Source organism: Pseudomonas sp. DF11, assembly GCF_058148565.1.
Genome location: NZ_JBYVYN010000007.1, coordinates 1 through 24,204 on the forward strand (window position 1 = coordinate 1; position 24,204 = coordinate 24,204).

Sequence of the window (24,204 nt, forward strand, 5' to 3'; positions counted from 1 at the left end):
GGTTTCGACAAGACCGGTACCGCCGAAGCGATTGGTTAATGCTTGAACGTCAAAAGATCGCAGCTTTCGGCAGTTCCCACAGGAGCGTATTCAATCTGTAGGAACTGCCGAAGGCTGCGATCTTTTTGCATCAACCAAATCTGGAAATTAAAGGCCCGGCCTTGCACTATTGGCCGCCTACGAATGCCCTTCCAGGAAACACTCGCCATGCCCGACGACATCCATTTCTACGAACCTGCCAACGGTCACGGCCTGCCCCACGATCCGTTCAACGCCATCGTTGGCCCGCGCCCCATCGGCTGGATTTCGTCCCAGGATGCCGAGGGTCACCTGAACCTGGCGCCCTACAGCTTCTTCAACGCCTTCAACTACATCCCGCCGATCATTGGTTTTTCCAGCGTCGGGCGCAAAGACAGCCTGAACAACATCGAACAGACCGGCGAGTTCGCCTGGAACCTGGCCACGCGCCCGCTGGCCGAGCAGATGAACCAGAGCTGCGCGATGGTCGCGCCAGAGGTCAACGAGTTCGAACTGGCGGGTTTGACAGCAGCCCCGTCACGGCTGATCCAGGTGCCGCGTGTGGCCGAAAGCCCGGTGTCCTTCGAATGCAAGGTCACGCAAATCATTCAATTGCAGCGGGCGGACAAGGGGCTGGTGCCGAGCTGGCTGATCCTCGGCGAAGTGGTCGCCGTGCATATCGCCAAATGGCTGTTGAAGGATGGGGTGTACGACACTGCCGCCGCCGAGCCGATCTTGCGCGGTGGCGGGCCGGCGGATTACTTCCAGTTGGGGCCTGAGGCGTTGTTCAAGATGCACCGCCCAAAGTAGGAGCAGCGCGATCCCCTGTGGCGAGGGGATTTATCCCCGCTGGGCTGCGAAGCAGCCCCAATAGCCATCTGACACTGAGTTGATTGGACTTTTTAGGGCCGCTTCGCGCCCCAGCGGGGATAAATCCCCTCGCCACAAAAGCATCTCCAAAATACTGATTACCAGACCAACCCACCCTCGTCGTCGACCCCCTTGAGATGGGTCAACTGCACGGCGGCCGCATCGTCGGCCTCGGTAGCTGTCTTGAAGGTCTGCTCCTCAAGCACCTTGTTGAAACGCGGCGCACCGGAGCCGCCGATGGCTTTGGTGGCAATAGCGGCGAAATAGCCGCCACCTTCCCGAGGAACGACTGCAGAAACAGCTTCAAAGGTTTCAAAGGCTTTACGTGCCATGTCTTGTGCATCCTGGCGGTGGAAAATGACGCTCATTAAACCTTCAACCGGCCAGTTTGTGTACCTGCGCCAAGCACCCTTCAGTCGCCTGGGCGGCGGAGACTTCGCGGAACGTGTGGAAATCCAGGCTGCTCACCACCAGGTCCTGCACCAGCTCGGCGAAAATCGCCATGGCCGGTGAATTGAAGTAGGCGTCCATCGACGGTTGGTTGACCCAGAGCCCGGACACCAGCCACAAATCAGCGTCGCATTGCGATTGCTGCAAGGCGAAGTGCAAGCAACCGGGAGCCTGGCGCGAAGGCGCGATCAACGTACTCAGGCGCGCGCCCAGTTGCTTGGAGCAACCGCCGCGGGCGCGGACAAAAGCCATGTGGCTGACGGGGATCTGTGTAGTCATGTTCAACCCTCCCAGGTAATCCGTTGTGCAGCCGGGGACAGGCTGCGACAGGATCAAAGGTTAAGCGCCGCGATGCCAGCTTCGTTAGTCGATTCCTGCCGACCCCTTGCACGATCCTGCGCATCGGTAGCACGAAATCCGCCATCGATTCGCTTACGGCCCGGAAAGTTGAAACAAAAGGTTTCAAGCAAGTTTCTACCGCATTGCAGCGTCATGGCCCCTTGCATCGTGCAGGATCAGGCAAGCTTTCAACAGGATGTTGCTACCGCTACGCCTTGCACAAACATAAGCTTTGTCCATCGCCCCTATGCCTGAGGATCCCGGCATGTCGCCACTCGACCACGCCCACGTCCCGCTGGACCCCTACCTGGAACAACAGCGCGCCGAACTGGCGTCGATCATCGACCGCAATACCAGCGAGGACGGCAGCTACGCCACGGCCATCGGCTCGCTGAACCTGTCGCGCCACAGCAAGCCCCAGAAGTTCGCCCCGGTGCTCGCGCAGCCGGCGCTGTGCATCATGGCCCAGGGCAGCAAGCAGGTGCGCCTGGCCGACGAATTGTTCAACTACGATCCGCTCCATTACCTGGTGGTCTCGGTGTCGATGCCGTTGAGTGGCTGCATCGCTAACGTCTCGCCCGACGAACCGATCCTGGCCTTGCGCCTGGACATCGACCCGGCGGAAATCACCGCGTTGATCGCCGACGCCGGCCCCTTGGGTGTACCGACCCGTCCCGCCGGGCGCGGGCTGTATGTCGAACGCCTGGACACGCCGACGCTCGACGCCGTGCTGCGCCTGGCGCGGTTGCTGGACAGCCCGAAAGACATCGCCATGCTCGCGCCCCTGGTACGTCGGGAAATTCTCTATCGTTTGCTGCGCAGCCCACAGGGCTATCGGCTCTACGAAATCGCCATCGCCAACAGTCAGAGCCATCGCATCAGCCAGGCGATCAAATGGCTCAATGGCCATTTCGAGAAACCGTTGCGCATCGATGACCTGGCCCGGGAAGTGAACCTCAGCGTCTCGACCTTGCATCACCGCTTCAAGGCCATGACTGCCATGAGCCCGCTGCAATATCAGAAGCAACTGCGCTTGCAGGAAGCCCGGCGGCTGATGCTGGCCGAAGGGCTGGAAGCTTCGGCGGCGGGGTATCGGGTGGGGTATGAAAGCCCTTCGCAGTTCAGCCGCGAGTACAGCCGGTTGTTCGGCGCGCCGCCGTTGCGGGATCTGGCGCGGTTGCGGATGACCGTCTGAGCTGATTCTTGAGTTGTCTGTACCGGCCTCATCGCGAGCAGGCTCGCTCCCACATTGGAACTGCGGTGAACATAGAGTTTGTGTTCACTGAAGATCCGCTGTGGGAGCGAGCCTGCTCGCGATGGGGCCAGCCGCAGCACCACATCTTTAGAGATCAGGCACCCAGCAACCGACACGCCTGCGCCGGTATGGTCACCGACACCGCATGCCCAATGCCCAGGTCCATGCCCTGGCAAGGCGTGCTCAGCGCCGTGAACGAAATTCCGGAACACTCCACCGTGGTCTCGACGGTGGCGCCGATGTCCCGCACGAACGTCACCTTGCCCAGCAACCGGTTGCCCGCCGTGGCCTGAGGCGAAGACAGTTGCAAGTCTTCGGGACGCACCAGCAGCTTGACCTTCTCGCCAGCGCTGACGCTATGGCTGGCCGGCACGTCCAGCGTATCGCCGCCCGGCAACCCGACCCGCCCGTTACCCAGCGTGGTCGCCGGAAAGATGTTGCCCGAGCCGATGAAGTCGGCGACGAATTCATTGGCCGGGTGCCGGTAGATCTCGATCGGCGTACCGACCTGTTGCACCCGATGTTCCCCCAGTACCACCACAATATCGGCCATGGTCATGGCTTCGCGCTGATCATGGGTCACCAAAATGGTGGTGATGTTCAAGCGCTGTTGCAGTTGGCGGATTTCCACTTGCATCGACTCGCGCAACTTGGCGTCCAGGGCCGACAACGGTTCGTCCAGCAGCAGGATTTTCGGCCGGGCGGCAATGGCCCGGGCAATCGCCACGCGCTGGCGCTGGCCGCCGGAAAGCTTCGCCACGGGCCGGTCGATCATCGCCTGGAGCTGGATCAGTTCCAGCAACTCCACCACCCGCGCCTGTTGCTCGGCCTTGTTCACTCCGCGCAGTTTCAGTGGATAGGCAATGTTCTCGCCGACGGTCATGTGGGGAAACAACGCCAACGATTGAAACACCATGCCGAAGTTGCGCAGATGCGCCGGGGTATGGCCGATGTCTTGGCCATCCAGGCGGATTTCACCGCCGCTGAGGCTTTCCAGGCCGGCGATCATGCGCAACAGCGTGGTCTTGCCACAGCCCGAAGGTCCGAGGAAACACACCAGCTTGCCCTCGGGCAAATGCAGGTTCACGTCCGTTACCGCGCAGGCCGAGCCGTAGTGTTTCTCGACGTTTTCCAGTATCAGTCCAGTCATGTCTTCACCTCGAAATCAAAAGGAAACGCCGCCCTCGCCTACCAGTTTCTCCAACGCCCAGATCAACACGAAGTCGATCAGCACGATGAGCACGGCAAACGAAAAAACGGTGGGGTCCAGCGACGACACGGTGCGGCTGTACATCCAGATCGGCACGGTCATGACATCGATGGTGTAGAGGAAATAGGTCACGGTGAATTCGTTGAACGAGACGATGAACGCCAACAGCATCCCGGCGAGAATCCCCGACTTCATCAACGGCACCACCACATCGACGATGGCCCGTTGCGGTGTCGCCCCCAGCATGCGCGCGGCCTCTTCCACTTCACTGCCGATGCCGAGCATGGCGGCGGTGCAGTTCTTCACCACGAACGGCAAGGCCAAAATGACGTGGGCAATGACCAACCGCGAGGTGGTCATCTGGAACGGCAAGCTGTCGAACACCAGCAGCAGCGCCAAGCCCAGCACCACCATGGGAAACACCAGCGGCAGCGACATCAGTTGCAGCGCCACGGCCTTGCCACGGAACTCGCAACGGGTCAGCGCGTAGGCCGCCGGCACCGCGATCAGCGTAGCGAACACCATGGTCAGGCAGGCCACCAACAGGCTGGTCGCCATGGCCTGGCCCAGGCTCAACACGTCGCTGGCATCCGGCGAAACGAAGGTGTGCCAGGCGGCCCGATACCATTGCAGGCTGTAGCTGCTCGGCGGAAAGTCCAGGTTCGCGGCGCCGCTGAAGGACATGACGATCATGGTCAGGATCGGCAGCACCGCCAGCAACAGGATGAAACCCGACAGCAGCCCGACGGCACGCCCGGTTTCGCCGGGCAACAGCGACTGGCGTTTTTTACTCGACGCGCTCATTGCGAAGCCTCCAGCATCCGCCGACGACGGCCGGTGAAATATTCGGACAGGGTCATGATCATCAGCGTGGTGACAATCAGCACCACCCCGGCGGCGGACGCGGCGGGCCAGTTCATCAACGGGGCGATCTGGTCGTGAACCATCACGGCCAGCATCGGCACCCGTCGACCGCCCAACAGCAGCGGCACGACAAAGCTGCTGGCGTTATAAGCGAACACCAGCGTCGCGCCGGTGATGATCCCCGGCAGGCTCATGGGCAGCACCACTTGGCGAAACACCTGGAAGCGACTGGCGCCAAGGGTGGCGGCGGCCTCTTCATAACTGCGAGCCACGCCGCGCATGGCACTGGCGATGGGCAGCACGGCCAGGGGGAACGCGGTCTGGACCAGGCCCATCAGCACGCCATTCTGGTTGTACAGCAGCATGATCGGTCGCTTGATCAGGCCCAGGCCCATGAGCGCCTGGTTGAGCATGCCGGCCGGGCCGAGGATCACCAGCCAGCCATAGCTTTGCAGCAGCAGGTTGACCAACAACGGCAACAGCACCGCCGCCAGGAACACCCGTCGCAACAACGGCGAAGCGAGACGCGACATGGTGTAGGCCACAGGGATCGCCAGCAGCACGGCGATCACTGCGCTAATCAATGCCAGGCGCAAAGTCAGCAGCAAGGACTTGAGGTAATAGGGCTCCAGCAACTGCCCATAACTGGCGAGGCTGAAGCCACTCCACTCCGCGCCCTTGGTGCCGACGCTCATGCGCAGCACCAACAGGCTGGCGGCGATCAGCACGCCGAGAAACAACATCGACGGCGACAGGAAAAGCCAGGCTCGACTGGTGGGCGAAATGCCCCGGGGTGCATGCATCGGCGCAACACTCTGGGGATGGATTAACGGTTGGTGTTCCATGGCAAGGTCTCGTCAGTGGAAAACGACAGAACAAACACACATCTCAATTCCCTGTGGGAGCAAGCACAGTCAATATCTCCATCAGCTGAACCACCGCTATCGCGAGCAGGCTCGCTCCCACAGTGGATCTCTGGTGATCACAAATTTCCTATACACCTCAACCTCCTGTGGGAGCGAGCCTGCTCGCGATGGCGGCGGCACAGGCAACATCTCCATCACTGAACCACCGCTATCGCGAGCAGGCTCGCTCCCACAGTGGATCTCTGGTGATCACAAATTTCCTGTACACCTCAACCTCCTGTGGGAGCGAGCCTGCTCGCGATGGCGGCGGCACAGGCAACATCTCCATCAACTGAACCATCGCTATCGCAAGCAGCCCGCTCACACAGTGGAGTTCGAATCAGGAAGAGAAGATTTCCGTGTACCGGCGAATCCACTGGTCATGCACCGTCGCCAGGAAGGCGTTGTCATGCATGATCGCCTTGTCGGCGATTTGCTCCGGGGTGAGGATATACGGGCTCTTGCGCGCTTCGGCGGAGATGATGGCCTTGGCGTTGACCGGGCCGTTGAAGATGTCTTCGGCCATCTTGCCCTGCACCAGCGGGTCGAGGGAGTGGTCGATGAAGGCGTAGGCCAGGTCGGTGTCGCCCGGGCGGTTTTTCGGCATGACCGAGAGCATCAGGTCGGTGTAGAAACCTTCCTTCATGCCAAACGTCGCCCCCAGGCTGTAGGCCGGGTCGCGGATCTGCTTGGGAAAAAACGCCGGCGCGTACAAGCCGCCCATGTCCAGGGAACCGGTGCGGAACAACTCGGCGATCTGGTTCGGGTTTTCCCCCAGGGTCACCACCCGCTCCTTGAGCTCGGCGAGTTTCTTGAAGCCGGGTTCGATGTTGTGCTCGTCACCACCGGCCAGCTTGGCGGCGATGATGATCAGGTCCATGGCCTCGGTCCAGTTCGGCGGCGGCAGGAAAATGTTCGGCGCCAGGTCCGCGTCCCACAGTGCGGCGTAGCTGTCCGGCGCCTGTTTCAAGGTTCGGGTGCTGTAGACCAGGCTGTTGCACCACAGCAGGTAACCGATGCCATGGCCACCAGCGCCCGTGCGATATTGCGCCGGTACGTCGGCCAGGTTGGGAATGCGATTGAGGTCGGGTTTTTCCAGCAGCCCGGCAGCGGCCAGGCCCTCGGCGCCGACGCCTGCCAGGGTGATGATGTCGTACTGCGGCCGGTCGCCACCGGCCTTGAGCTTGGCGACCATTTCCGATGTGCTGCCGGTGCGGTCGGCGATGACCTTGGCGCCGGTCTTGGCCTCGAAGGTCGCCGCGATGTTGCGCAACGCCGCCAGCCCGGTGTCATCGGACCAGGTGAGCAAGCGCAGGGTCTTGCCAACGAACCGCGTGTCACTGGCCCGGGCGCTGATGAAGGGCACGCTCATGGCGGCCGCCGCTACCGAAACCACACTTGCAGTCTTGATGAATTGACGTCTGTTCAGATCATGCTCGCCCATGGAGGACTCCCTTTATTTTTTTAAGTATGAGGTGGGTAAAAACCGTTGCGCCCGCACCGTTCGACGTCGAGCAAAACCCCGTATTGCTTGGGCTTCGCCGCCGCCTGCGGCCATCCTGAGGTTGTGCAAAATCCCTGACTATCGAAAAAAACTCATTGAAGCCATGTTCCTGGCGCATGCCTTTTTTCGAGGCATGCGTGACCTGATAACGTGCCGTCAGACCGCCCGGACCACATGCTTGATTTCCTGGAATGCCGCCAATCCCCAAGGCCCCAATTCACGGCCGAGACTGCTCTGCTTGTAACCCCCCCACGCCGCCTGGGGGAAAATCACCTGAGGTGCGTTGATCCACACCAGCCCTGCCTGTAACGCGTTGGCCACCTGCTCGGCGGCCGTCGTATCACGGCTGACCACGCTGGCTACCAGGCCGAAACGGCTGTCGTTGGCCAGGGCGATGGCCTGCGCCTGGCTGCTGAAACGGCGTACGCACAGCACTGGCCCGAAGATCTCCTCGCACCACAACGCACTGTCCAAGGGCACGTCGGTGAAGATAGTCGGCTGTAAAAAAAAGCCGCGTGGCAGATGCTCGGGGCGCTGTCCACCACACACCAGCGTCGCCCCGGCGCTCAAGCCACGGTCGATATGTCCCAGCACCCGCTGGTACTGCGCCTGGTTGACCAGCGCGCCCATCTCCACGTCCGCGTCGAACGGGTCGGCCACGCGGATCGCCTCGGCGCGGGTCTTGAGCCGTTGCAGGAACTCATCGGCCAGTTCATCGGCGACCAGCACGCGGCTGGTGGCCGAACACATCTGCCCGGCATTGAAGAAACCGCCACCGCAGGCCAGTTCCACCGCCAGGTCCAGGTCGGCATCGGCCAGCACCAGCAAGGACGATTTGCCGCCCAATTCCAGGCTCACGCCCTTGACCGTTTCCGCCGCCCGTTGCATCACCTGCACACCCACCGCATTGCTGCCGGTGAAGGAAATCTTCGCCACGCGCGGGTCCGCCGCTAGCGGCGCCCCGACTGCCAGGCCGGTGCCACAGACGAGGTTGAACACCCCGTAGGGCAAACCGCAGCCGGCGATGATCGATGCCAGTTCCAGCTCCGGCAGCGGCGTGACTTCCGAAGGCTTGAGCACCACGCAACAGCCGGCAGCCAGGGCCGGGGCGAGTTTCCAGGCGGTGGTGACCATCGGGAAATTCCACGGCACGATCAAGCCAACCACACCGCAGGGTTCGCGGCGCAGGCGGGCGCTGAAATCAGCGCTGGGCAATGCCAGTGGACTGTCCTGGCGGGCGTCGAGGCCTTCGGCCAACTCGGCGTAATACTCGAAGGTGGCGATCACATCGTCGACATCGATGGCCGCTTCGAACAACGGTTTGCCGTTGTTGCTCGATTGCAGGTGCATCAACCGCTCACGGGCCTCCCGCACGCCGGCAGCGATACGGCGCAGAAGCGCGCCGCGCTCTCTGCCAGAAGTGTTCGACCATGGGCCGAAAGCCTGGGTAGCGGCGTCCAAGGCCTGATCGACGGCGTGTTCATCGCCACCATAAACAGTGCTCAGCAGCGCCTCGGTCGCCGGGTTGATCACCCGCAACGGTTGATCGCCGGCCAACCACTCACCGTTGATGTACAGCCCGTCTTGCCTGGTAGGGAAATTCATTTCGACACCTGCGCCATCCAGGTTGCCTGGTCGATTTCGATCAGCGTCGGCCCCTGCCGGTCGCAAGCGGCGAGTAACGCGGCGTGCAGTTGCGCCACGCCGTCGATGGTTTCAGCCGCGCAGCCCAAGGCCTTGGCGACACCGATGAAGTCCGGGGTGTAGATGTCCACGCCTACCGGTTCGATGGCGCGGTTGACCATGTATTTCTTGATCTCTTCGTAGCCTTGGTTATTCCACAGCAGCACGATCACCGGCGTGCGCGCTTCCACGGCGCTGGCCAGCTCCGGCAAGGTGAATTGCAAGCCGCCGTCGCCAATCAGGCACACCACCGCCGGGCGCCCGTGGCCCAGGTCTTTGCCACCGAGCCAGGCGCCGATGGCCGCCGGCAAGGCGTAGCCGAGGGTGCCGTAGCCGGTCGACGAGTTGAACCAGCGACGTGGCCGTTCCAGGTTGAAGGTCAGGTTGCCGGTATACACCGGTTGGGTGGAGTCGCCGACGAATACTGCATCGGGCAGCGCCTGCAAAACGCTGTCGAGAAACAGCGTCTGGGCGCGGGTCGCAGCGTCCCAGTTTCTTTCCAGATCGGCGCGCAACCGCGCAGCCCGCGCCGGGCCCCAATCGCCACAGCGCTCGGCCAAGGGCTGCGCGTTCAACTCGTCGAGCAGAGCCCAGACAGCCGTACGTGCGTCGGCCACCAGGGCCAAGCGCGGTGGATAGTTGCGCACGGTCTGGTCCGGGTCGATGTCGATACGCAGCAACGCACCGGGGATCTCGAAGCCGCCAGCAAAGGTGATGTCGTAGTCGGTTTCGGCCAGCTCGGTGCCGATCGCCAGCACCACATCCGCCTCGGCCACCAGGGCGCGGGTAGCGACCAGGCTCTGGGTGGAGCCGATCAGCAGAGGATGCCGTGACGGTAGCATCCCCTTGGCGTTGATGGTCAACGCCACAGGCGCGCCGAGGCGTTCGGCCAGTTCGGTCAGTTCGGCCGCCGCATCGAGGGCGCCGCCGCCGGCCAGGATCAAGGGCCGTTTGGCCGACGCCAGCATAGCCGTCATTTGCTCCACGGCACTCGGTGCAGCGCCCGCACGGCTGATGCTGACCGGTGTGCTGGCGAGCAAAGCGTCAGCGTCTTCGACCAAAACATCCAACGGAATTTCGATATGTACCGGACGCGGCCGCCCGGCCTGGAACAAGGCAAAAGCCCGGGCCAGCACGCCAGGCAATTCAGCGGCGGACATCAGCGTGTGGGAAAACGCCGCCACCCCGCTCACCAGCGCGCTCTGGTTGGGCAATTCATGCAACTTGCCGCGCCCGCCACCCAGCTGACTGCGCGACTGCACGCTGGAGATCACCAGCATCGGGATCGAATCGGCGTAGGCCTGGCCCATGGCGGTGGTGATATTGGTCATGCCGGGGCCGGTAATGATGAAACACACACCGGGCTTGCCGCTGACCCGGGCGTAGCCGTCGGCCATGAAGCCGGCGCCCTGTTCGTGACGCGGGGTCACATGGCGGATGCTGGAACGGGCCAGCCCGCGATACAACTCGACGGTGTGTACGCCGGGGATGCCGAACACCTGCTCCACGCCATAGCCTTCGAGTAACTTGACCAATACTTCGCCACACGTCGCCATTGCCATTGCCATTTCCTTGTAAAGGGCTCCGCACAGCACGCGGCGGGTCCCTTTTTGTCTGGGGGAATGGCGTTATTGGAACGGTGCGACCATAGCGGCAACAATCGATAAAAAGTCATACTAGCCATGTCCTCACGTCATGGCTTGGATCCGAAATGAAACGACTCCCCCCGCTGCCGGCGCTCCATACGTTTCTGATCACGGCCCAGTGCTGCAACTTCACCCGGGCCGCCGAACAACTGCACATCACCCAAGGCGCGGTGAGCCGACAGATCGCCGGGCTGGAAGATCATTTGGGTTATGCGCTGTTCCAGCGCCAGGCGCGCGGCCTGAGCCTGACCGTCGAGGGCCTGGCGTGGCTGCCACGGGTGCAGCAGGTGTTCAGCCTGATCGGCGAAGCGGTGGAGCAGATCGGCGAAAAGCGCCAGACCCTGCAACTCAAGGCCCCGACCTGTGTGATGCGCTGGCTGCTGCCACGCCTGTTGCAGTGGCAGAAGGAACGGCCGGACGTACCGGTGGAGCTGACCACCACGGTCAGGCACGGTGTGGATTTCCAGCGTGAAGCCTTCGACGCCGCGGTGATCTATGGTCCGCCACCTGATGCCTCATTGGCGTGCCTGCACCTGTTCGACGAACAACTGACGCCCGTTTGTTCCCGCCCGGTCCTGGAAGGCGCCGTGCCACTGCGTGAACCCGCCGACCTGCAACAACACCTGCTGTTGCATCCCACCCGCGACGAACGCGACTGGAACGCCTGGCTGGAAGCGGCCGATGTGCACTTGAGCAATGTCAGCAAGGGCCAGCACTTCGAAACCCTGGACCTGGCGATGTCCATGGCCTCCCAAGGCACGGGCGTGGCGATTGGCGACTGGTCGTTGATCGGCGACGACCTGAGCGCCGGCAGGCTGGTGATGCCGTTCGAATTGAAGGTCAAGACCGGGTTGGGCTACCACCTGGTGCATCCGCGCAAACCCGAGGCGTCGGGGCCGTTGCAGGAATTGATGGGGTGGTTGGTGGAGCAGGCTCAAGCGCGGTAACTGTTTCACCGCGCCTCCCGTGGCGAGGGGATTTAGCGAAACGTCGCACCGCCCCGCTGGACTGCGCAGCAGGCCCAAAACATTCGAACATGATCAGCCTGACTCAGCGAGGCGTCAGGTTTTTGGGTTGCTTCGCAACCCAGCGGGGCGGTGCGACGTTTCGCTAAATCCCCTCGCCACAGGAAAGCTCCAGGCTCGCGCTAAAGGAGATTCGGCGCCTGCACCGGCTCGATCTGCGCCCAGTGCGAAGTGTCTTCGCGGTGCTGCTGCAGGTACGGCAAAACCGCCCCCAGCAACGGTGCCTTGAATGCATCCTGGAAGCGATGGGCCAGGCCCGGGATCAGTTTCAATTGACTGCCTTGGATGTGCGCCGCCAAGTGCACGCCGTGCATCACTGGCAGCAAAGGGTCGGCGGTGCCATGGACCACCAGGGTCGGCACTCGCAGTTGGTTGAGCAGTGCCACCCGGCTCGGCTCGGCCATGATCGCCATGATCTGGCGCTTCACGCCTTCGGGGTTGAAGGCCCGGTCATAGGCCACGGCGGCCTGATGCAGCAATACCTGGCGATCATCCACCACCATCGGACTGCCCAACGCGGCCAGCAGGTCGGCCTGCTGTTGCAATGCAGCTTCGCGATTCGGCGCACTGCGTCGCGATAGCAACTGCACCAGTGCGGCGCTGGGTGCGGGCAGGCCTTCGGCACCGGAACTGGTCATGATCAGGGTCAGGCTTTCGACGCGCTGCGGTGCCATGGCGGCCATGTGCTGGGCGATCATCCCGCCCATGCTCACACCCAACACGTGGAAGCTTTGCACGTGCAAGGCGTCCATCAGCCCCAGCCCGTCGTCAGCCATGTCGGTCAAGGTATAAGGCGCGGCTACGGGCAAGCCGAGCTTGTAGCGCAGGGCTTCGAAGGTCAGGTTGGCGCTGCCGGGCGCCTGGCGCCAGGTGGACAGGCCGACGTCGCGGTTGTCGTAGCGGATTACCCGGAAACCTTGCTCGCACAAGGCAACCACCACTTCATCCGGCCAATGGATCAACTGCCCGCCCAGGCCCATCACCAATAGCAACGCCGGATCCGAGGCACGACCAATGCTCTGGTACGCCAGGCTGACCTGATCCAGATCGGCCCGTTGGGTCGCAACATTGACATCACAACGAGACGCCGCCATCGACGGCAGGCCGAATAACAACGCGGCCAGGAAAATGAATACACGCATGAAGAAACACCGAAACGCAGAACCCCAGTAGAGCGCGAGTCTGATGAAGTTTGTTCAAGCGCGCTGCCACAGTTGCGTGACAGTTTGATGAAGATTGCCGAGTGGTTGCCTGCGCAAAGGATGTATCTGTGGGAGCAAAGCTTGCTCGCGATACAGGCACCTCGATTCCAGAGAAATCGCGTTGGCTTCATCGCGAGCAAGCTTTGCTCCCACAAGTCCCGGCTCAAGGTACCGGTTTCAGGCCAACTGGCTACGCAACTGCCGCGCCGCCGCCACCATGTTCACCAACGCCGCCTCCGTCTCCGGCCAACCCCGGGTTTTCAGCCCGCAGTCAGGGTTGACCCACAGCCGCTCAGGCGCGATCCGTTTCACTGCCTTGCTCATCAACGCGACCATCTCGGCGGTGTCCGGCACCCGTGGCGAGTGGATGTCGTAGACGCCCGGGCCAATATCGTTGGGGTAGTCGAACGCCTCGAACGCGTCGAGCAGCTCCATGTCCGAGCGCGAGGTCTCGATGGTGATGACATCGGCGTCCATGTCGGCAATGGCCTGGATCACGTCGTTGAATTCGCTGTAGCACATGTGGGTATGGATCTGGGTTTCGTCGCCCACGCCCGACGCGCTCAAGCGGAAGGCCTCCACGGCCCAGTCCAGGTACGCCTGCCATTGCCCGCGACGCAGCGGCAAGCCTTCACGGAACGCCGCCTCGTCGATCTGCACGATCTTGATCCCGGCCTTTTCCAGGTCCAGCACTTCGTCGCGCAGGGCCAGGGCCAGTTGTCGGGCCTGGACCTGGCGCGACACATCTTCGCGGGGGAACGACCACATCAGCATGGTCACGGGACCGGTGAGCATGCCTTTCATGACCTTGTCGGTCAGGCTTTGCGCGTAGCGGATCCAGTCGACAGTCATGGCTTTCGGTCGACTGATGTCGCCGTAGATGATCGCCGGCTTTACGCAACGCGAGCCGTAGCTCTGCACCCAACCGAAACGGGTGAAGGCGTAGCCGTCCAGTTGCTCGGCGAAGTATTCCACCATGTCGTTGCGCTCGGCTTCACCGTGCACCAGCACGTCCAGGCCCAGGCGTTCCTGGATCTGCACGGCATGGCGGATCTCGGTGTGCATGGCGTCCTGATAATCGTTGGCCGACAGCTTGCCTTGCTTATAAGCCTGGCGTGCCAGGCGGATCGCCGGGGTCTGCGGGAAGGAGCCTATGGTGGTGGTGGGAAAAGTGGGCAGTTTCAGCCGGGCACGCTGCGCTTCGATGCGCTTGGCAAACGGCGAACCTCGCTGGCTGTCCTGTGGCCCAATGGCCGCCAGACGGGCCTGGACCTCGGCTTTATGAATGCGCGTCGAGCTGGCGCGCCTGGCCTGCACCTCGCGGCTGTCGGCCAAGGCCTGTTGCACGGCGGGCGCCTGCGGATCGTTGAGCGCATCACGCAACACCGCCACTTCACCGCACTTCTGCACGGCAAAGGCCAGCCAGCTCTTGAGTTCCGGATCGAGCCGGTCTTCGCGTTCCAGGTCCACCGGGCTGTGCAACAGCGAGCACGAAGTGCTGACCCAGAGGTTGTCGCCAAAGCGCTCCTGGGCCGGTTGCAGTTGTGCCAGCGCCTGTTCCAGCTCGCAACGCCAAACGTTGCGGCCATTGACCAGGCCCACCGAGAGGATCTTGTAGGTCGGCAGGCGGTCCAGCACCTGGCCCAATTGTTCCGGGGCGCGCACCGCGTCGATGTGCAAACCGTCCACCGGCAGGCTCACCGCCAGGCCGAGGTTGTCTTGCAGGCCACTGAAATAAGTCGCCACGAGTTTTTTCAGCGGCGAATACTGGAGGATGTGATAAGCCCGCTCGAACGCACTTTTCCAGGCCTGGGGCAGGTCGAGGGTGAGGATCGGTTCGTCGATCTGCACCCACTCCACGCCCTGGGCCTTGAGGCGATTGAGGATTTCCCCGTAGACCGGCAGCAGGCGCTCGAGCAGGCCGAGCTTGTCGAAATCCGCACCCTTGGCCTTGCCCAGCCACAAGTAGGTCAACGGGCCGATGATTACCGGTTTGACCTGATGGCCCAAGGCATGGGCCTCGTCCACTTCATCGAACAACTGCTCCCAGCTCAGGGCGAAGGTCTGGTCGGCGGAGAACTCCGGGACCAGGTAGTGGTAGTTGGTGTCGAACCACTTGGTCAGCTCCTGGGCGTATTGCGCCTGGCCGTGGTCGGCATTGCAGCAACTGGCCGTGGCGCCACGGGCCATGGCGAACAGGGTGTCGAGGGTCGGTCGGCCCTGGGCATTCAAGGTGCCGTGGAAACGTTGTGGGACGGCGCCCAAGGTCAAGGTATGGCCCAGCACCTGGTCGTACCAGGCAAAGTCACCGACGGGCAGCAGGTCGATGCCGGCGTCTTTCTGCAATTGCCAGTGCCGGGCCCGCAGTTCGCGTCCCACCGCTTGCAGCGCGGCCGGGGCCAGGTCGCCCTTCCAGTAGGCTTCGAGGGCTTTTTTCAATTCGCGGTCGGCGCCGATGCGGGGAAAACCGAGGGTGTGGGCCAGGGCCATGGTGTGCGTCCTCCTATAAAAGATGGCGCTATTGTCGACAGCACGGCCCACATGAGACAAACTCAACCTTTTCGTGTTGATCACAAGTTTTACTCATGGAGACCACGGTGCTTGAACTCCGTCACCTCAAGACCCTGCACGCCCTGCGCGAAGCCGACAGCCTGGTCGAAGCCGCTGAACGCCTGCACCTGACCCAGTCCGCCCTCTCCCACCAGTTCAAGGAACTGGAAGAGCGCCTGGGCATGCAGTTGTTCGTGCGCAAGACCAAACCCGTGCGCTTCACCAGCGCCGGCCTGCGCCTGTTGCAACTGGCCGATGCCGCCCTGCCGTTGCTGCGCAGTGCTGAACGGGACATCGCCCGCTTGGCTGGCGGCACCGCCGGGCGCCTGCACATGGCCATCGAGTGCCATAGCTGCTTCCAGTGGTTGATGCCGACCATCGACCAGTTCCGCGATGCCTGGCCGGAAGTCGAACTGGACCTGGCCTCGGGCTTCGCCTTCGCCCCATTGCCGGCCTTGGCCCGGGGCGACCTCGACCTGGTGGTGACCTCCGACCCGCTGGAGCTGGCCGGTATCACGTACGTGCCGTTGTTCACCTACGAAGCGATGCTCGCCGTCGCCAACCAGCATCGACTGGCGGGCAAGCCCTACATCGTGCCCGAGGACCTGATCAGCGAAACCCTGATCACCTACCCGGTGGAGCGCGACCGCCTGGACATCTTCACCCGCTTCCTGGAACCAGCCGATATCGAACCGGCCCAGGTCCGCACCTCTGAATTGACGGTGATGATGATGCAATTGGTGGCCAGCGGCCGTGGCGTGTGCGGCATGCCGCACTGGGCCCTGCATGAATACAGCTCGCGGGGTTACGTGAAAGCCAAGCGGCTGGGGGAGAAAGGCTTGTTCGCCACGCTGTATGCGGCGGTGCGTACCGACATGCTCGACGCGCCGTACATGCGCGATTTTCTGCTGACGGCCAAGGACACCTCGTTTTCGACATTGGATGGGGTCAGTGCCGTGCGCTGACTGGCGGCCTTTGTGGCGAGGGGATTTATCCCCGCTGGGCTGCGAAGCAGCCCCCAAGCCAGGCAACTCGGTGTGTCAGGAAGATTGAGTTCACTGCTTTAGGGCCGCTTCGCAGCCCAACGGGGATAAATCCCCTCGCCACAAAAGCGCAGCGGTCATGGTCACAGGGATTAGAGCTCGAGCCACATATGGATTTTGTCGAGGTATTCGTCGTCCACGCGGATCGCCATCGGCTCGAGGCCGTACAGGACGAAGCCGCAGCGTTGGTAGAGCTTGACCGCCGGGTCGTTGCCGGCGGTGACGGTCAGTTGCACCAGGCGCAGGAAGGGATAGCGCCGGGCTTCGTCGAGGGCGGCCTGCACCAGTTGGTAGCCGAGCCCGCGATGGCGATGCTCATCGGCGACGTACATGCCGAACAGCAACGCCTTGTGCCGGGCTTTTTCCCGGGGCTCCAGGGCCAGGCCGACGATGCCGACCAACGCTTGCTCGACAAACGCCCCCAGCAGCACATCGAACCGGCTGCCCAGGCGCGACTCCCACCAGTTGATGGGCAGCTTCGCCCGCTCGTTGACGCTGGAAGTGAAGGCCTGCGGATGCAGGGCGTACGCCTGGAGCATCAGTTGGCGATACGCCTGGGCATCGCCGGCCCGCAACCGTCGGATGCTCACGCCGAACGCCGTTGCTCAAACATCAGGCGCAACGCCAGCGCACCGAGCACAAACCCCATGAAGTAACGCTGCGCCGCCAGCCAGGTCGGGTTGTGGACGAACCACGAGGCAATGCCGGCAGCGAACAGGGCAATCAACAGGTTGACGCTGAAACTGACGCTGATCTGGGTCAGGCCCAGGACGATGCTCTGGGTGAACAGCGAACCGTGTTCCGGGCTGATGAACTGCGGGAACACCGACAGATAGAACACCGCGATCTTGGGATTCAGCGCGCTGGTGAGAAACCCCATGGTGATCAACTTGCGCGTCGAGTCCGCCGGCAACTGCTGGGCCTCGAAGGGCGAACGCGCGCCCGGCTTCACGGCCTGCCAGGCCAGCCACAACAGGTACAGCGCACCGGCCCATTTCAACAACTCATAGGCCACGGGCACCGCCAGGAACACCGCCGTCAACCCGGCGGCAGCGGCGAACATGTGCACGAAGAACCCCGCCACCACCCCCAGCAGGGAGGTAACGCCGGCCTTGCGGCCCTGGCAGATCGAACGGGAGATCAGGTAAATCATGTTCGGGCCGGGCGTCAGTACCATCAACAACGCGGCGGCGGCGAATATCAGCAGGTCCGGCAATGGAATCATGAGCATCAGTCCTTGAGGCGTGAATCAGCAGGTAGCGAGATGGGTCGCTCGATAAAACGGCAGGATCACCTCGCCTGTCAACGGTGCCAGCACAAGATCGTTGTCACCGGCCGGGTCGATCCAGCAAACCTCTTCAATCTCGGCAGCCGGCAAAACCGGCGCGTCGATGCGCAGCAAAAACACCTCGGCCTGCACGACGAACCCCGGTTCGTTGGCCGCCGGCGCGCTGAACACGCCCAGGTGCCGGGCCTGTGCCGGGTCGATCTGTAAGCCAAGCTCCTCTTCCAATTCACGGGCCAGCGCCTGCAGCGGCTGCTCATGGGCCTCGATCTTGCCGCCCGGCTGCATGAAAGCCCGCGTGCCGCGCTTGCGCACCAGCAGGGTTCGCCCGTCCGGCCCGAGCAACAGGGCAGCGGCGATACAGATGAGGGAAGTGGTCATGGGTGATCAAGGCCTTGGGCGGGGAAATGCCGGGGAGATTACAGACCAGGACGGAGGGAGAAAAGCCTGGCACCCATTTCAGCACACGCACAGCCTCCCTGTGGGAGCGAGCCTGCTCGCGATGACGGAGTGTCAGTCGATTTCTTTTTTAACTGATACGCCGCCATCGCGAGCAGGCTCGCTCCCACAAGGAATCGCAGTGACCGCTAGAAGTCTGTCACCCCAAAATCGGCTTCGGCGCCGAAGGGTCGACCTCCTCAGGGATTTTGACGAACACGCTGTACCGGGCCCCCTCCATCGCTTCGAAGGCGATGAGCTTATCCACCAGCGGGCCATTCAGAACCTTGCCGGCGTTGAGCAACAGCATGCCGTTGTCGGCGTTGAGGTTGCGCGCCAGGATCATGCCAGCCGTCAGTTCCCGGGTATTCATGACCTTCACCGTAGGGTCCGACAGGGTCACGTCTTCCAGGTATTCGCCACAGGCCTTGATGAAGTCCTCGATCATATTCGGGTCGTACAACTTGCCGGCGTACTTGCGGATGTAGACCAGCGCTTCGTCGCTGTTCATCTGCCGCTCGAGGATCAAGCCGCGTTGCAGTTCGATGAAGTCCACCGCCAGTTTCAACAGCCGCGAACCGAACGGAATGGCTTCGCCCTTGAGGTGCTCGGGGAAACCGCTGCCGTCCCAGCGCTCCTGGTGGTGGCGGATGATCCGCGCCGCGTCCTTCATCGGGTCCAGGGTCATCAGCAGCGATTCGCTCTGCTTCGGATAGGCGCGGTACAGCTCGAGCTCAGTGTGGTGCAGCAAGTCGGCGGGCGTGACCATCATGTTGTCGGTCCAGCTCAGCTTGCCGATGTTGTAGAGCGCCGCGGCCATGGTCAGGTCGCGGTCGGTGGACTCATCGAGGAAATGCAGCCGGCTGTAGACCCTGATCAACTCGATGATCTGCCGGTTGGTCTGCTTGGCCTTGGGCAGGCGCAGGTTGGCGATCAGCGAAAACACCTCGGTGCTGGTCACATAACTGCGCTTGAGTTCGTCATAGGCCAGGTCGAGCATGTCGGCGGTCTGTTGCAGCTCGGAGGTACGCGACGCCACGCGTTTTTCCAGGGTGGCGTTGAGGGTCTTGAGTTGCTGGTTCTGCTCGCGGTTCAGCGCTTCGAGGCGCTGGCGCTCGCTTTCGGAATGCTGGTGGGCCAGGGCCTGGCGCAGGGCCTGCACCAGTTCTTCATCGTTCCAGGGCTTGCTGAGGTAGCGATAGAGCTGCCCCTCGTTGATGGCCTTGGTCATCATGTCCACATCGGCATAACCGGTGAGCAGGATGCGCAAGGTCGATGGGTACAGCTTGCGGATCTCGGCCAGCAGCGTGGCGCCATCCATGTTCGGCATACGCGCGTCGGTCATCACCAGATCGACCGGCCGTTCCTTGAGGATTTCCAGGGCCTTGGCGCCACTGTCGGCCAGCAGGATCTCGTATGGCTGACTGCGCAATAGCCGACGCAGGCTATTGAGAATCGACTCTTCGTCATCGACCAGCAGCACCGTCGGCTTCTTTACCGGAACGTCCGGCGATAGATCTTCCATTTGAAACCCCCTCCTAATTCACGACAACCGTTCTACCTTAGCCCCAAAATACAGGCTAGTAGATTGCGAAAATTTAGACACATTTGCCATCAGTGGCCGAGCGCATCCCGATCAGACAGCTATGCTGTACCCCATGAAGGGCCATGTACAGGCCGAATACTCATGCCTGCGAAAGGGATATCAGATGTTTCCAGGGTTCTATAGTCAGCATCAAGACGGTGCACGGCCATGAGCCTGCCGTTGGATAAAACCAATCGGCGGATCCTGATCGTCGATGACACCCCAACCATCCATGAGGATTTTCGCAAGATCCTCAGCCCCCAGATGAACGCCGAAGACAACCTGAGCAGCGCCGAAGAAGCCCTGTTCGGCGCGCCGGTGGCCGTCGCCAGCACCAGTTTCGTGCTCGAATCGGCGTTCCAGGGCATGGAAGCCTTGAACAAGGTCGAAACGGCGCTGGCCCAGGGGCAGCCCTTCGCCATGGCGTTCATCGACATGCGCATGCCGCCGGGCTGGGACGGCCTGGAAACCATCGAACGGCTGTGGCGTGCCGACCCCAAGCTGCAAGTGGCCCTGTGCACGGCTTACTCGGATTATTCCTGGGAAGACATCGCCGATCGCCTGGACCTGGGCGACCGCCTGCTCATCCTGAAAAAACCCTTCGACGCCATCGAGATCCGCCAGATGGCCAGCACCTTGACCGTCAAATGGCAGATGACCGAGGACGCGGCGCTGAAAATGGACATGCTCGAGCGCGCGGTCGAGGAGCGCACCCGGGAACTGGCCGACGCCAACATCATCGTGCAGAACAGCCCGACCATCCTCTATCGCCTGCGGGGCGAGCCGCCGTTCCCATTGATGTACATCTCCCACAACATCACCAAGTTCGGCCATTCCGCGGCGCAACTGACCAACGCGCCGGATTGGGCACAAACCCTGATCCACCCCGACGACCAGGACAAAGTCCATGAGGCCATGGTCCGCGTCCTGGACCGCGACACCGCGGGGGCTTCCATCGAGTTTCGCATGCGCACCGGCGACGACACGTTCCGCTGGGTGGAGAACCGCTACATCCCGGTGCGCAACGATCAGGGCCTGTTGCTGGAAGTGGAAGGCATCATCCTCGACATCACCGAGCGCAAGCTGGCCGAAGAGAAGATCGCCCTGCTGGCCCGCACCGACGGCCTGACCGGGCTGGCCAACCGCGCCACCGTGATCGAGCGCCTGCACCAGGCCTTCGCCGCCGCTCGTCGGGGAGCGGCGCCGTTTGCCATGTTCTACCTGGACCTGGACCACTTCAAACGGATCAACGACACCTTGGGCCACCCGATCGGTGACCTGCTGTTGCAGGAGGTCGCCGCCCGGATCAAGGCCTGTACCCGGGAAAACGACGTGGTGGCGCGCCTCGGTGGCGATGAATTCGCCCTGCTGCAACTGGACGTCCATGAAGCGACCCACTGCGCCGCACTGGCAGCCAAGATCCGCGATGCCCTCGTGGCGCCGTATTCCCTGGACGGCAACGACGTGCGGATCTCGGTGAGCATTGGCATCGCCCTGTACACCCCGCAGAGCCTGAGTGCCGACAGCCTGATGGCGCAGTCCGACATGGCCCTGTACCGTTCCAAGGAAAAGGGCCGCAACCAGTACCATTTCCATAACGAGGAAATCAATCAGGAGGTCACCGACCGGGTCGCCCTCGCCAACGACCTGCGCCAAGCGGTCGAAAATAACGAGCTGCACTTGCACTATCTGCCGGAAGTCGACCTCGGCACCGGCAAGATCCTCGGCATGGGCGTGCAAGTGCGCTGGAACCACCCCGAACGTGGCTGGCTGGAACCGAAGGCCTTCATGCCCGCCGCCGAGAAAACCGGGATCATCATTGGCCTGGGGCATTGGGTGCTGGACCAGGCCTGCCAACAGATGCGCCAGTGGCGCGACCAGGGCATGGCGCCTCCGGTGATCGCCATCGACCTGTCCTTGACCCAACTCAAGACCGGCCCGGAACTGATCTACGATGTGCTGCGCACCACCGCGCGTTGGGAACTGGCGCCCTGGGACCTGCGTTTCGACGTCACCGAAGCCACCCTGGCCCAGACCAAGTGGACCCACAACGACGTCTTGCCGCGCCTCTGCGAATTGGGTGTGCAGATCGCCATCGATGACTTCGGCACCGAGTACTCCTCGTTCGACTACCTCAAGACCTACCGGGTCAACCACCTCAAGCTCGCCCAGCGTTTCCTCGACAGCGCCAACGCCGACCCCGAGAACGCCACGACGCTGCGGGCGATCATCAACTTCGCCCGGGACGTGGGCATCGGGATCATCGCCGAGGGCGTCGAGACCCAGGAGCAGCGCACTACGCTGATGTCCAGTGGCGGAGCGATGCAGGCCCAGGGGCATTACTTCAGTACCGTGGTCGACAGCGGCCAGGCCGCCGAACTGCTCAAGGCCGGCACCATCGTTCCGGCGACGGACCACTGGACTCGACCTGCGAGCCAGCTATCGGAGAGCAATCCATGAACCCCATGTCGGTCCCTGCCAACCGGCGGATCCTGGTGGTGGACGACACGCCGGCGATCCATCAGGACTTTCGCAAGATCCTCAGCCCCAGCGCCGGCAACGATGACTCACTGGACGATACCGAGAGCCTGCTGTTCGGCACCCCGCAGGTCAACCGGCTGCAATTCCAGATCGACTCGGCCTATCAGGGCGAAGAAGCCCTGGAGCTGGTCAAGCGCGCCCAGGCCGAAGGCCAGCCCTATGCGCTGGTGTTCGCCGACATGCGCATGCCCCCGGGCTGGGACGGCCTGCAAACCATCGAGCAACTGTGGAAAGCCGACCCGCGCTTGCAAATCGCCCTGTGCACGGCGTTCTCGGATTACTCCTGGGAAACCATGTCCGAGCGGATCGAGTTCGACGACCAACTGCTGATCCTCAAGAAACCCTTCGACACCCTGGAAATCCGCCAGATGGCCAGCGCCATGACCTGGAAATGGCAACTGGCCCAGGATGCCGCGAGAAAAATGCGCAGCCTGGAGCGCACGATCGAAGAGCGGGTCCAGGAACTGCTCAAGGTGTCTCACTTGTTGCAGTACGACGTGCTCACCGAGCTGCCCAACAGCATGTTGCTCGGCGATCGCCTGACCCAGGCAATGGCCCAGTGTCGCCGACATGACCGGCAACTGGCGGTGATGTTCATCGGCCTGGACCGCTTCAAGCGCGTCAATAACGCGCTGGGGCATCCGGTGGGCGACGAAATGCTCAAACGAGTGGCCCGGGGGCTGGCGACCGTGGTGCGTGAATCCGATTCGGTGTTCCGCTACGGCTCCGATGAATTCGTGGTGATAGCGGGGGATATCGTCGACGCGCAACAAACCAAGAGCGTGGCCGAAAAACTGTTGGGGGCCATCAGTACCCCCCAGCCCATTGACGGCCATGACCTGAGCGTCACCGCCAGCCTGGGCATCAGTGTGTACCCCACCGACGGTTTCGACGCCGTGGCGCTGATCAAGAAAGCCGAGACGGCAATGCGCAACGTCAAGGAAACCGGGCCCAACGACTACCGCTTCTTCACCGAAGACATGAACCGCCGGGCGCGACAGCAGCAGACCATCGAATCCGGCCTGCGCCTGGGCCTGCAACGCAAGGAATTCGTATTGCATTACCAACCCAAGCTCGACCTCAAGAGCGGCAAGGTGGTAGGGGTCGAGGCACTGGTGCGCTGGAACAGGCCGGATCATGGCCTGGTCTATCCGTCGGATTTCATTCCGGTCGCCGAAGACAGTGGCCTGATCGTTCCGCTGAGCCAATGGGTGCTTCAGGAAGCCTGCCAACAGGCCTGCCGTTGGCAAGCCCAGGGAATGCGGCCGCTGTATTTGTCGGTGAATATCTCGGCCATCGATTTTCGCCAGCGCGGCTTCGTCGACGGCATTGCCCGCACCCTCAAGGAAACCGGTCTGGACCCGACACAGTTAGAACTGGAGATCACTGAAAGCGTACTGATGCAGAACGTGGATACCACGGTCGCCATCCTCAAGGCCATCAAGCAACTGGGGATACGCCTGGCCATCGACGACTTCGGCACCGGCTATTCGAGCCTGAGCTACCTGCAGAAATTTCCGGTGGATGTGTTGAAGATCGACCAGTCGTTCGTCGGTGACCTGAGCATCGACAGCAACGACGCCAAGTTGGTGAGCACCATCATCAGCCTGGGCAAGAGCCTGAACCTGCACATCATTGCCGAAGGTGTGGAGACCCTCGAGCAATTGGAGTTTCTCAAGGAACACCAATGCGAGGAGGTCCAGGGTTATTACTTCAGCAAGGCCGTGGAACCGCAGGCCTTCGCCGACTGGATGACCGAGTGGGAAAAACGCCAGAACCCGTTTTCGTGAA

General features: G+C 62.4%; 20 protein-coding genes. 6 read left to right on the forward strand and 14 right to left on the reverse strand.

Features of this window, described 5'->3' with window-relative positions; genetic code table 11:
• Positions 1 to 207 precede the first annotated feature (207 nt).
• On the forward strand, positions 208 to 828 hold the full coding sequence (locus tag AC30D9_RS20085) for a flavin reductase family protein (RefSeq protein ID WP_490144706.1): 621 nt from the start codon (positions 208 to 210) through the stop codon (positions 826 to 828).
• Between the two features lie 158 nt (positions 829 to 986).
• Here AC30D9_RS20085 and AC30D9_RS20090 read toward each other — a convergent pair whose 3' ends face one another.
• Both AC30D9_RS20090 and AC30D9_RS20095 read right to left on the reverse strand, forming a co-directional pair.
• The gene (locus tag AC30D9_RS20090; RefSeq protein ID WP_109753768.1) at positions 987 to 1,220 is read right to left on the reverse strand and encodes a hypothetical protein; all 234 of its coding nucleotides are present in this window, start codon (positions 1,218 to 1,220) and stop codon (positions 987 to 989) included.
• Positions 1,221 to 1,263: 43 nt separating this feature from the next.
• The gene (locus tag AC30D9_RS20095) at positions 1,264 to 1,617 is read right to left on the reverse strand and encodes a putative quinol monooxygenase (RefSeq protein ID WP_109753767.1); all 354 of its coding nucleotides are present in this window, start codon (positions 1,615 to 1,617) and stop codon (positions 1,264 to 1,266) included.
• A gap of 325 nt (positions 1,618 to 1,942) precedes the next feature.
• Between AC30D9_RS20095 and AC30D9_RS20100 the strand changes: the two genes are divergently transcribed.
• Positions 1,943 to 2,872, forward strand: coding sequence for an AraC family transcriptional regulator (locus AC30D9_RS20100; protein WP_134925604.1), 930 nt, complete (start codon positions 1,943 to 1,945; stop codon positions 2,870 to 2,872).
• A gap of 154 nt (positions 2,873 to 3,026) precedes the next feature.
• Here the strand turns inward: AC30D9_RS20100 and AC30D9_RS20105 are convergent, their stop codons facing one another.
• The 6 genes from AC30D9_RS20105 to AC30D9_RS20130 form a co-directional block, all read right to left on the reverse strand.
• Positions 3,027 to 4,082: an ABC transporter ATP-binding protein gene (locus AC30D9_RS20105; RefSeq protein WP_307574271.1), complete on the reverse strand. Its 1,056-nt coding sequence runs from the start codon at positions 4,080 to 4,082 to the stop codon at positions 3,027 to 3,029.
• A 15-nt stretch (positions 4,083 to 4,097) separates the two neighbouring features.
• Positions 4,098 to 4,946 (reverse strand): ABC transporter permease, encoded by an 849-nt coding sequence (locus tag AC30D9_RS20110; protein WP_163856938.1) that lies wholly within the window; start codon positions 4,944 to 4,946, stop codon positions 4,098 to 4,100.
• Positions 4,943 to 5,851, reverse strand: coding sequence for an ABC transporter permease (locus tag AC30D9_RS20115; protein ID WP_134925607.1), 909 nt, complete (start codon positions 5,849 to 5,851; stop codon positions 4,943 to 4,945). Before AC30D9_RS20115 ends, AC30D9_RS20110 begins: the two co-directional genes overlap by 4 nt.
• Positions 5,852 to 6,251: 400 nt before the next feature.
• The gene (locus AC30D9_RS20120) at positions 6,252 to 7,355 is read right to left on the reverse strand and encodes an ABC transporter substrate-binding protein (RefSeq protein ID WP_134925608.1); all 1,104 of its coding nucleotides are present in this window, start codon (positions 7,353 to 7,355) and stop codon (positions 6,252 to 6,254) included.
• Between the two features lie 216 nt (positions 7,356 to 7,571).
• Entirely contained in the window at positions 7,572 to 9,020 is a 1,449-nt protein-coding gene (locus tag AC30D9_RS20125; RefSeq protein WP_490144707.1) for an aldehyde dehydrogenase family protein, read from the reverse strand.
• On the reverse strand, positions 9,017 to 10,654 hold the full coding sequence (locus AC30D9_RS20130) for a 5-guanidino-2-oxopentanoate decarboxylase (protein WP_490144816.1): 1,638 nt from the start codon (positions 10,652 to 10,654) through the stop codon (positions 9,017 to 9,019). The genes AC30D9_RS20125 and AC30D9_RS20130 overlap by 4 nt, the downstream gene beginning before the upstream one ends.
• A 155-nt stretch (positions 10,655 to 10,809) precedes the next feature.
• On the opposite strand from AC30D9_RS20130, the gene AC30D9_RS20135 reads away from it, so the two are divergent.
• A complete protein-coding gene (locus AC30D9_RS20135; RefSeq protein ID WP_490144708.1) occupies positions 10,810 to 11,691 on the forward strand; it encodes a LysR substrate-binding domain-containing protein in 882 nt (293 codons plus the stop codon).
• A 200-nt stretch (positions 11,692 to 11,891) separates the two neighbouring features.
• On the opposite strand, the gene AC30D9_RS20140 is transcribed toward AC30D9_RS20135, so the two are convergent.
• Together AC30D9_RS20140 and metE are read right to left on the reverse strand one after the other, a co-directional pair.
• Positions 11,892 to 12,911, reverse strand: a complete 1,020-nt coding sequence (locus AC30D9_RS20140) for an alpha/beta fold hydrolase (RefSeq protein ID WP_490144709.1) — start codon at positions 12,909 to 12,911, stop codon at positions 11,892 to 11,894.
• 237 nt (positions 12,912 to 13,148) lie between these two features.
• Positions 13,149 to 15,461, reverse strand: coding sequence for a 5-methyltetrahydropteroyltriglutamate--homocysteine S-methyltransferase (gene metE, locus AC30D9_RS20145; protein ID WP_490144710.1), 2,313 nt, complete (start codon positions 15,459 to 15,461; stop codon positions 13,149 to 13,151).
• A gap of 107 nt (positions 15,462 to 15,568) precedes the next feature.
• On the opposite strand from metE, the gene metR reads away from it, so the two are divergent.
• A complete protein-coding gene (metR, locus tag AC30D9_RS20150) occupies positions 15,569 to 16,486 on the forward strand; it encodes a transcriptional regulator MetR (RefSeq protein WP_060740854.1) in 918 nt (305 codons plus the stop codon).
• Positions 16,487 to 16,656: 170 nt separating this feature from the next.
• Here metR and AC30D9_RS20155 read toward each other — a convergent pair whose 3' ends face one another.
• From AC30D9_RS20155 to nosR, 4 genes are all read right to left on the reverse strand, one after another.
• Complete coding sequence (locus tag AC30D9_RS20155) at positions 16,657 to 17,154, reverse strand: GNAT family N-acetyltransferase (RefSeq protein WP_307574283.1); 498 nt, start codon at positions 17,152 to 17,154, stop codon at positions 16,657 to 16,659.
• A complete protein-coding gene (locus AC30D9_RS20160) occupies positions 17,151 to 17,789 on the reverse strand; it encodes a LysE family translocator (RefSeq protein ID WP_109753755.1) in 639 nt (212 codons plus the stop codon). The genes AC30D9_RS20155 and AC30D9_RS20160 overlap by 4 nt, the downstream gene beginning before the upstream one ends.
• A 24-nt stretch (positions 17,790 to 17,813) precedes the next feature.
• Positions 17,814 to 18,230, reverse strand: coding sequence for an NUDIX hydrolase (locus tag AC30D9_RS20165; RefSeq protein WP_490144711.1), 417 nt, complete (start codon positions 18,228 to 18,230; stop codon positions 17,814 to 17,816).
• Positions 18,231 to 18,447: 217 nt separating this feature from the next.
• Entirely contained in the window at positions 18,448 to 19,812 is a 1,365-nt protein-coding gene (gene nosR / locus AC30D9_RS20170; protein ID WP_134925615.1) for a response regulator c-di-GMP phosphodiesterase, NosR family, read from the reverse strand.
• A 228-nt stretch (positions 19,813 to 20,040) separates the two neighbouring features.
• On the opposite strand from nosR, the gene AC30D9_RS20175 reads away from it, so the two are divergent.
• Together AC30D9_RS20175 and AC30D9_RS20180 are read left to right on the forward strand one after the other, a co-directional pair.
• Positions 20,041 to 22,332, forward strand: coding sequence for a GGDEF/EAL domain-containing response regulator (locus tag AC30D9_RS20175; protein WP_490144712.1), 2,292 nt, complete (start codon positions 20,041 to 20,043; stop codon positions 22,330 to 22,332).
• On the forward strand, positions 22,329 to 24,203 hold the full coding sequence (locus AC30D9_RS20180; RefSeq protein ID WP_490144713.1) for a two-component system response regulator: 1,875 nt from the start codon (positions 22,329 to 22,331) through the stop codon (positions 24,201 to 24,203). Before AC30D9_RS20175 ends, AC30D9_RS20180 begins: the two co-directional genes overlap by 4 nt.
• The last annotated feature ends 1 nt before the right edge of the window (position 24,204 follow it).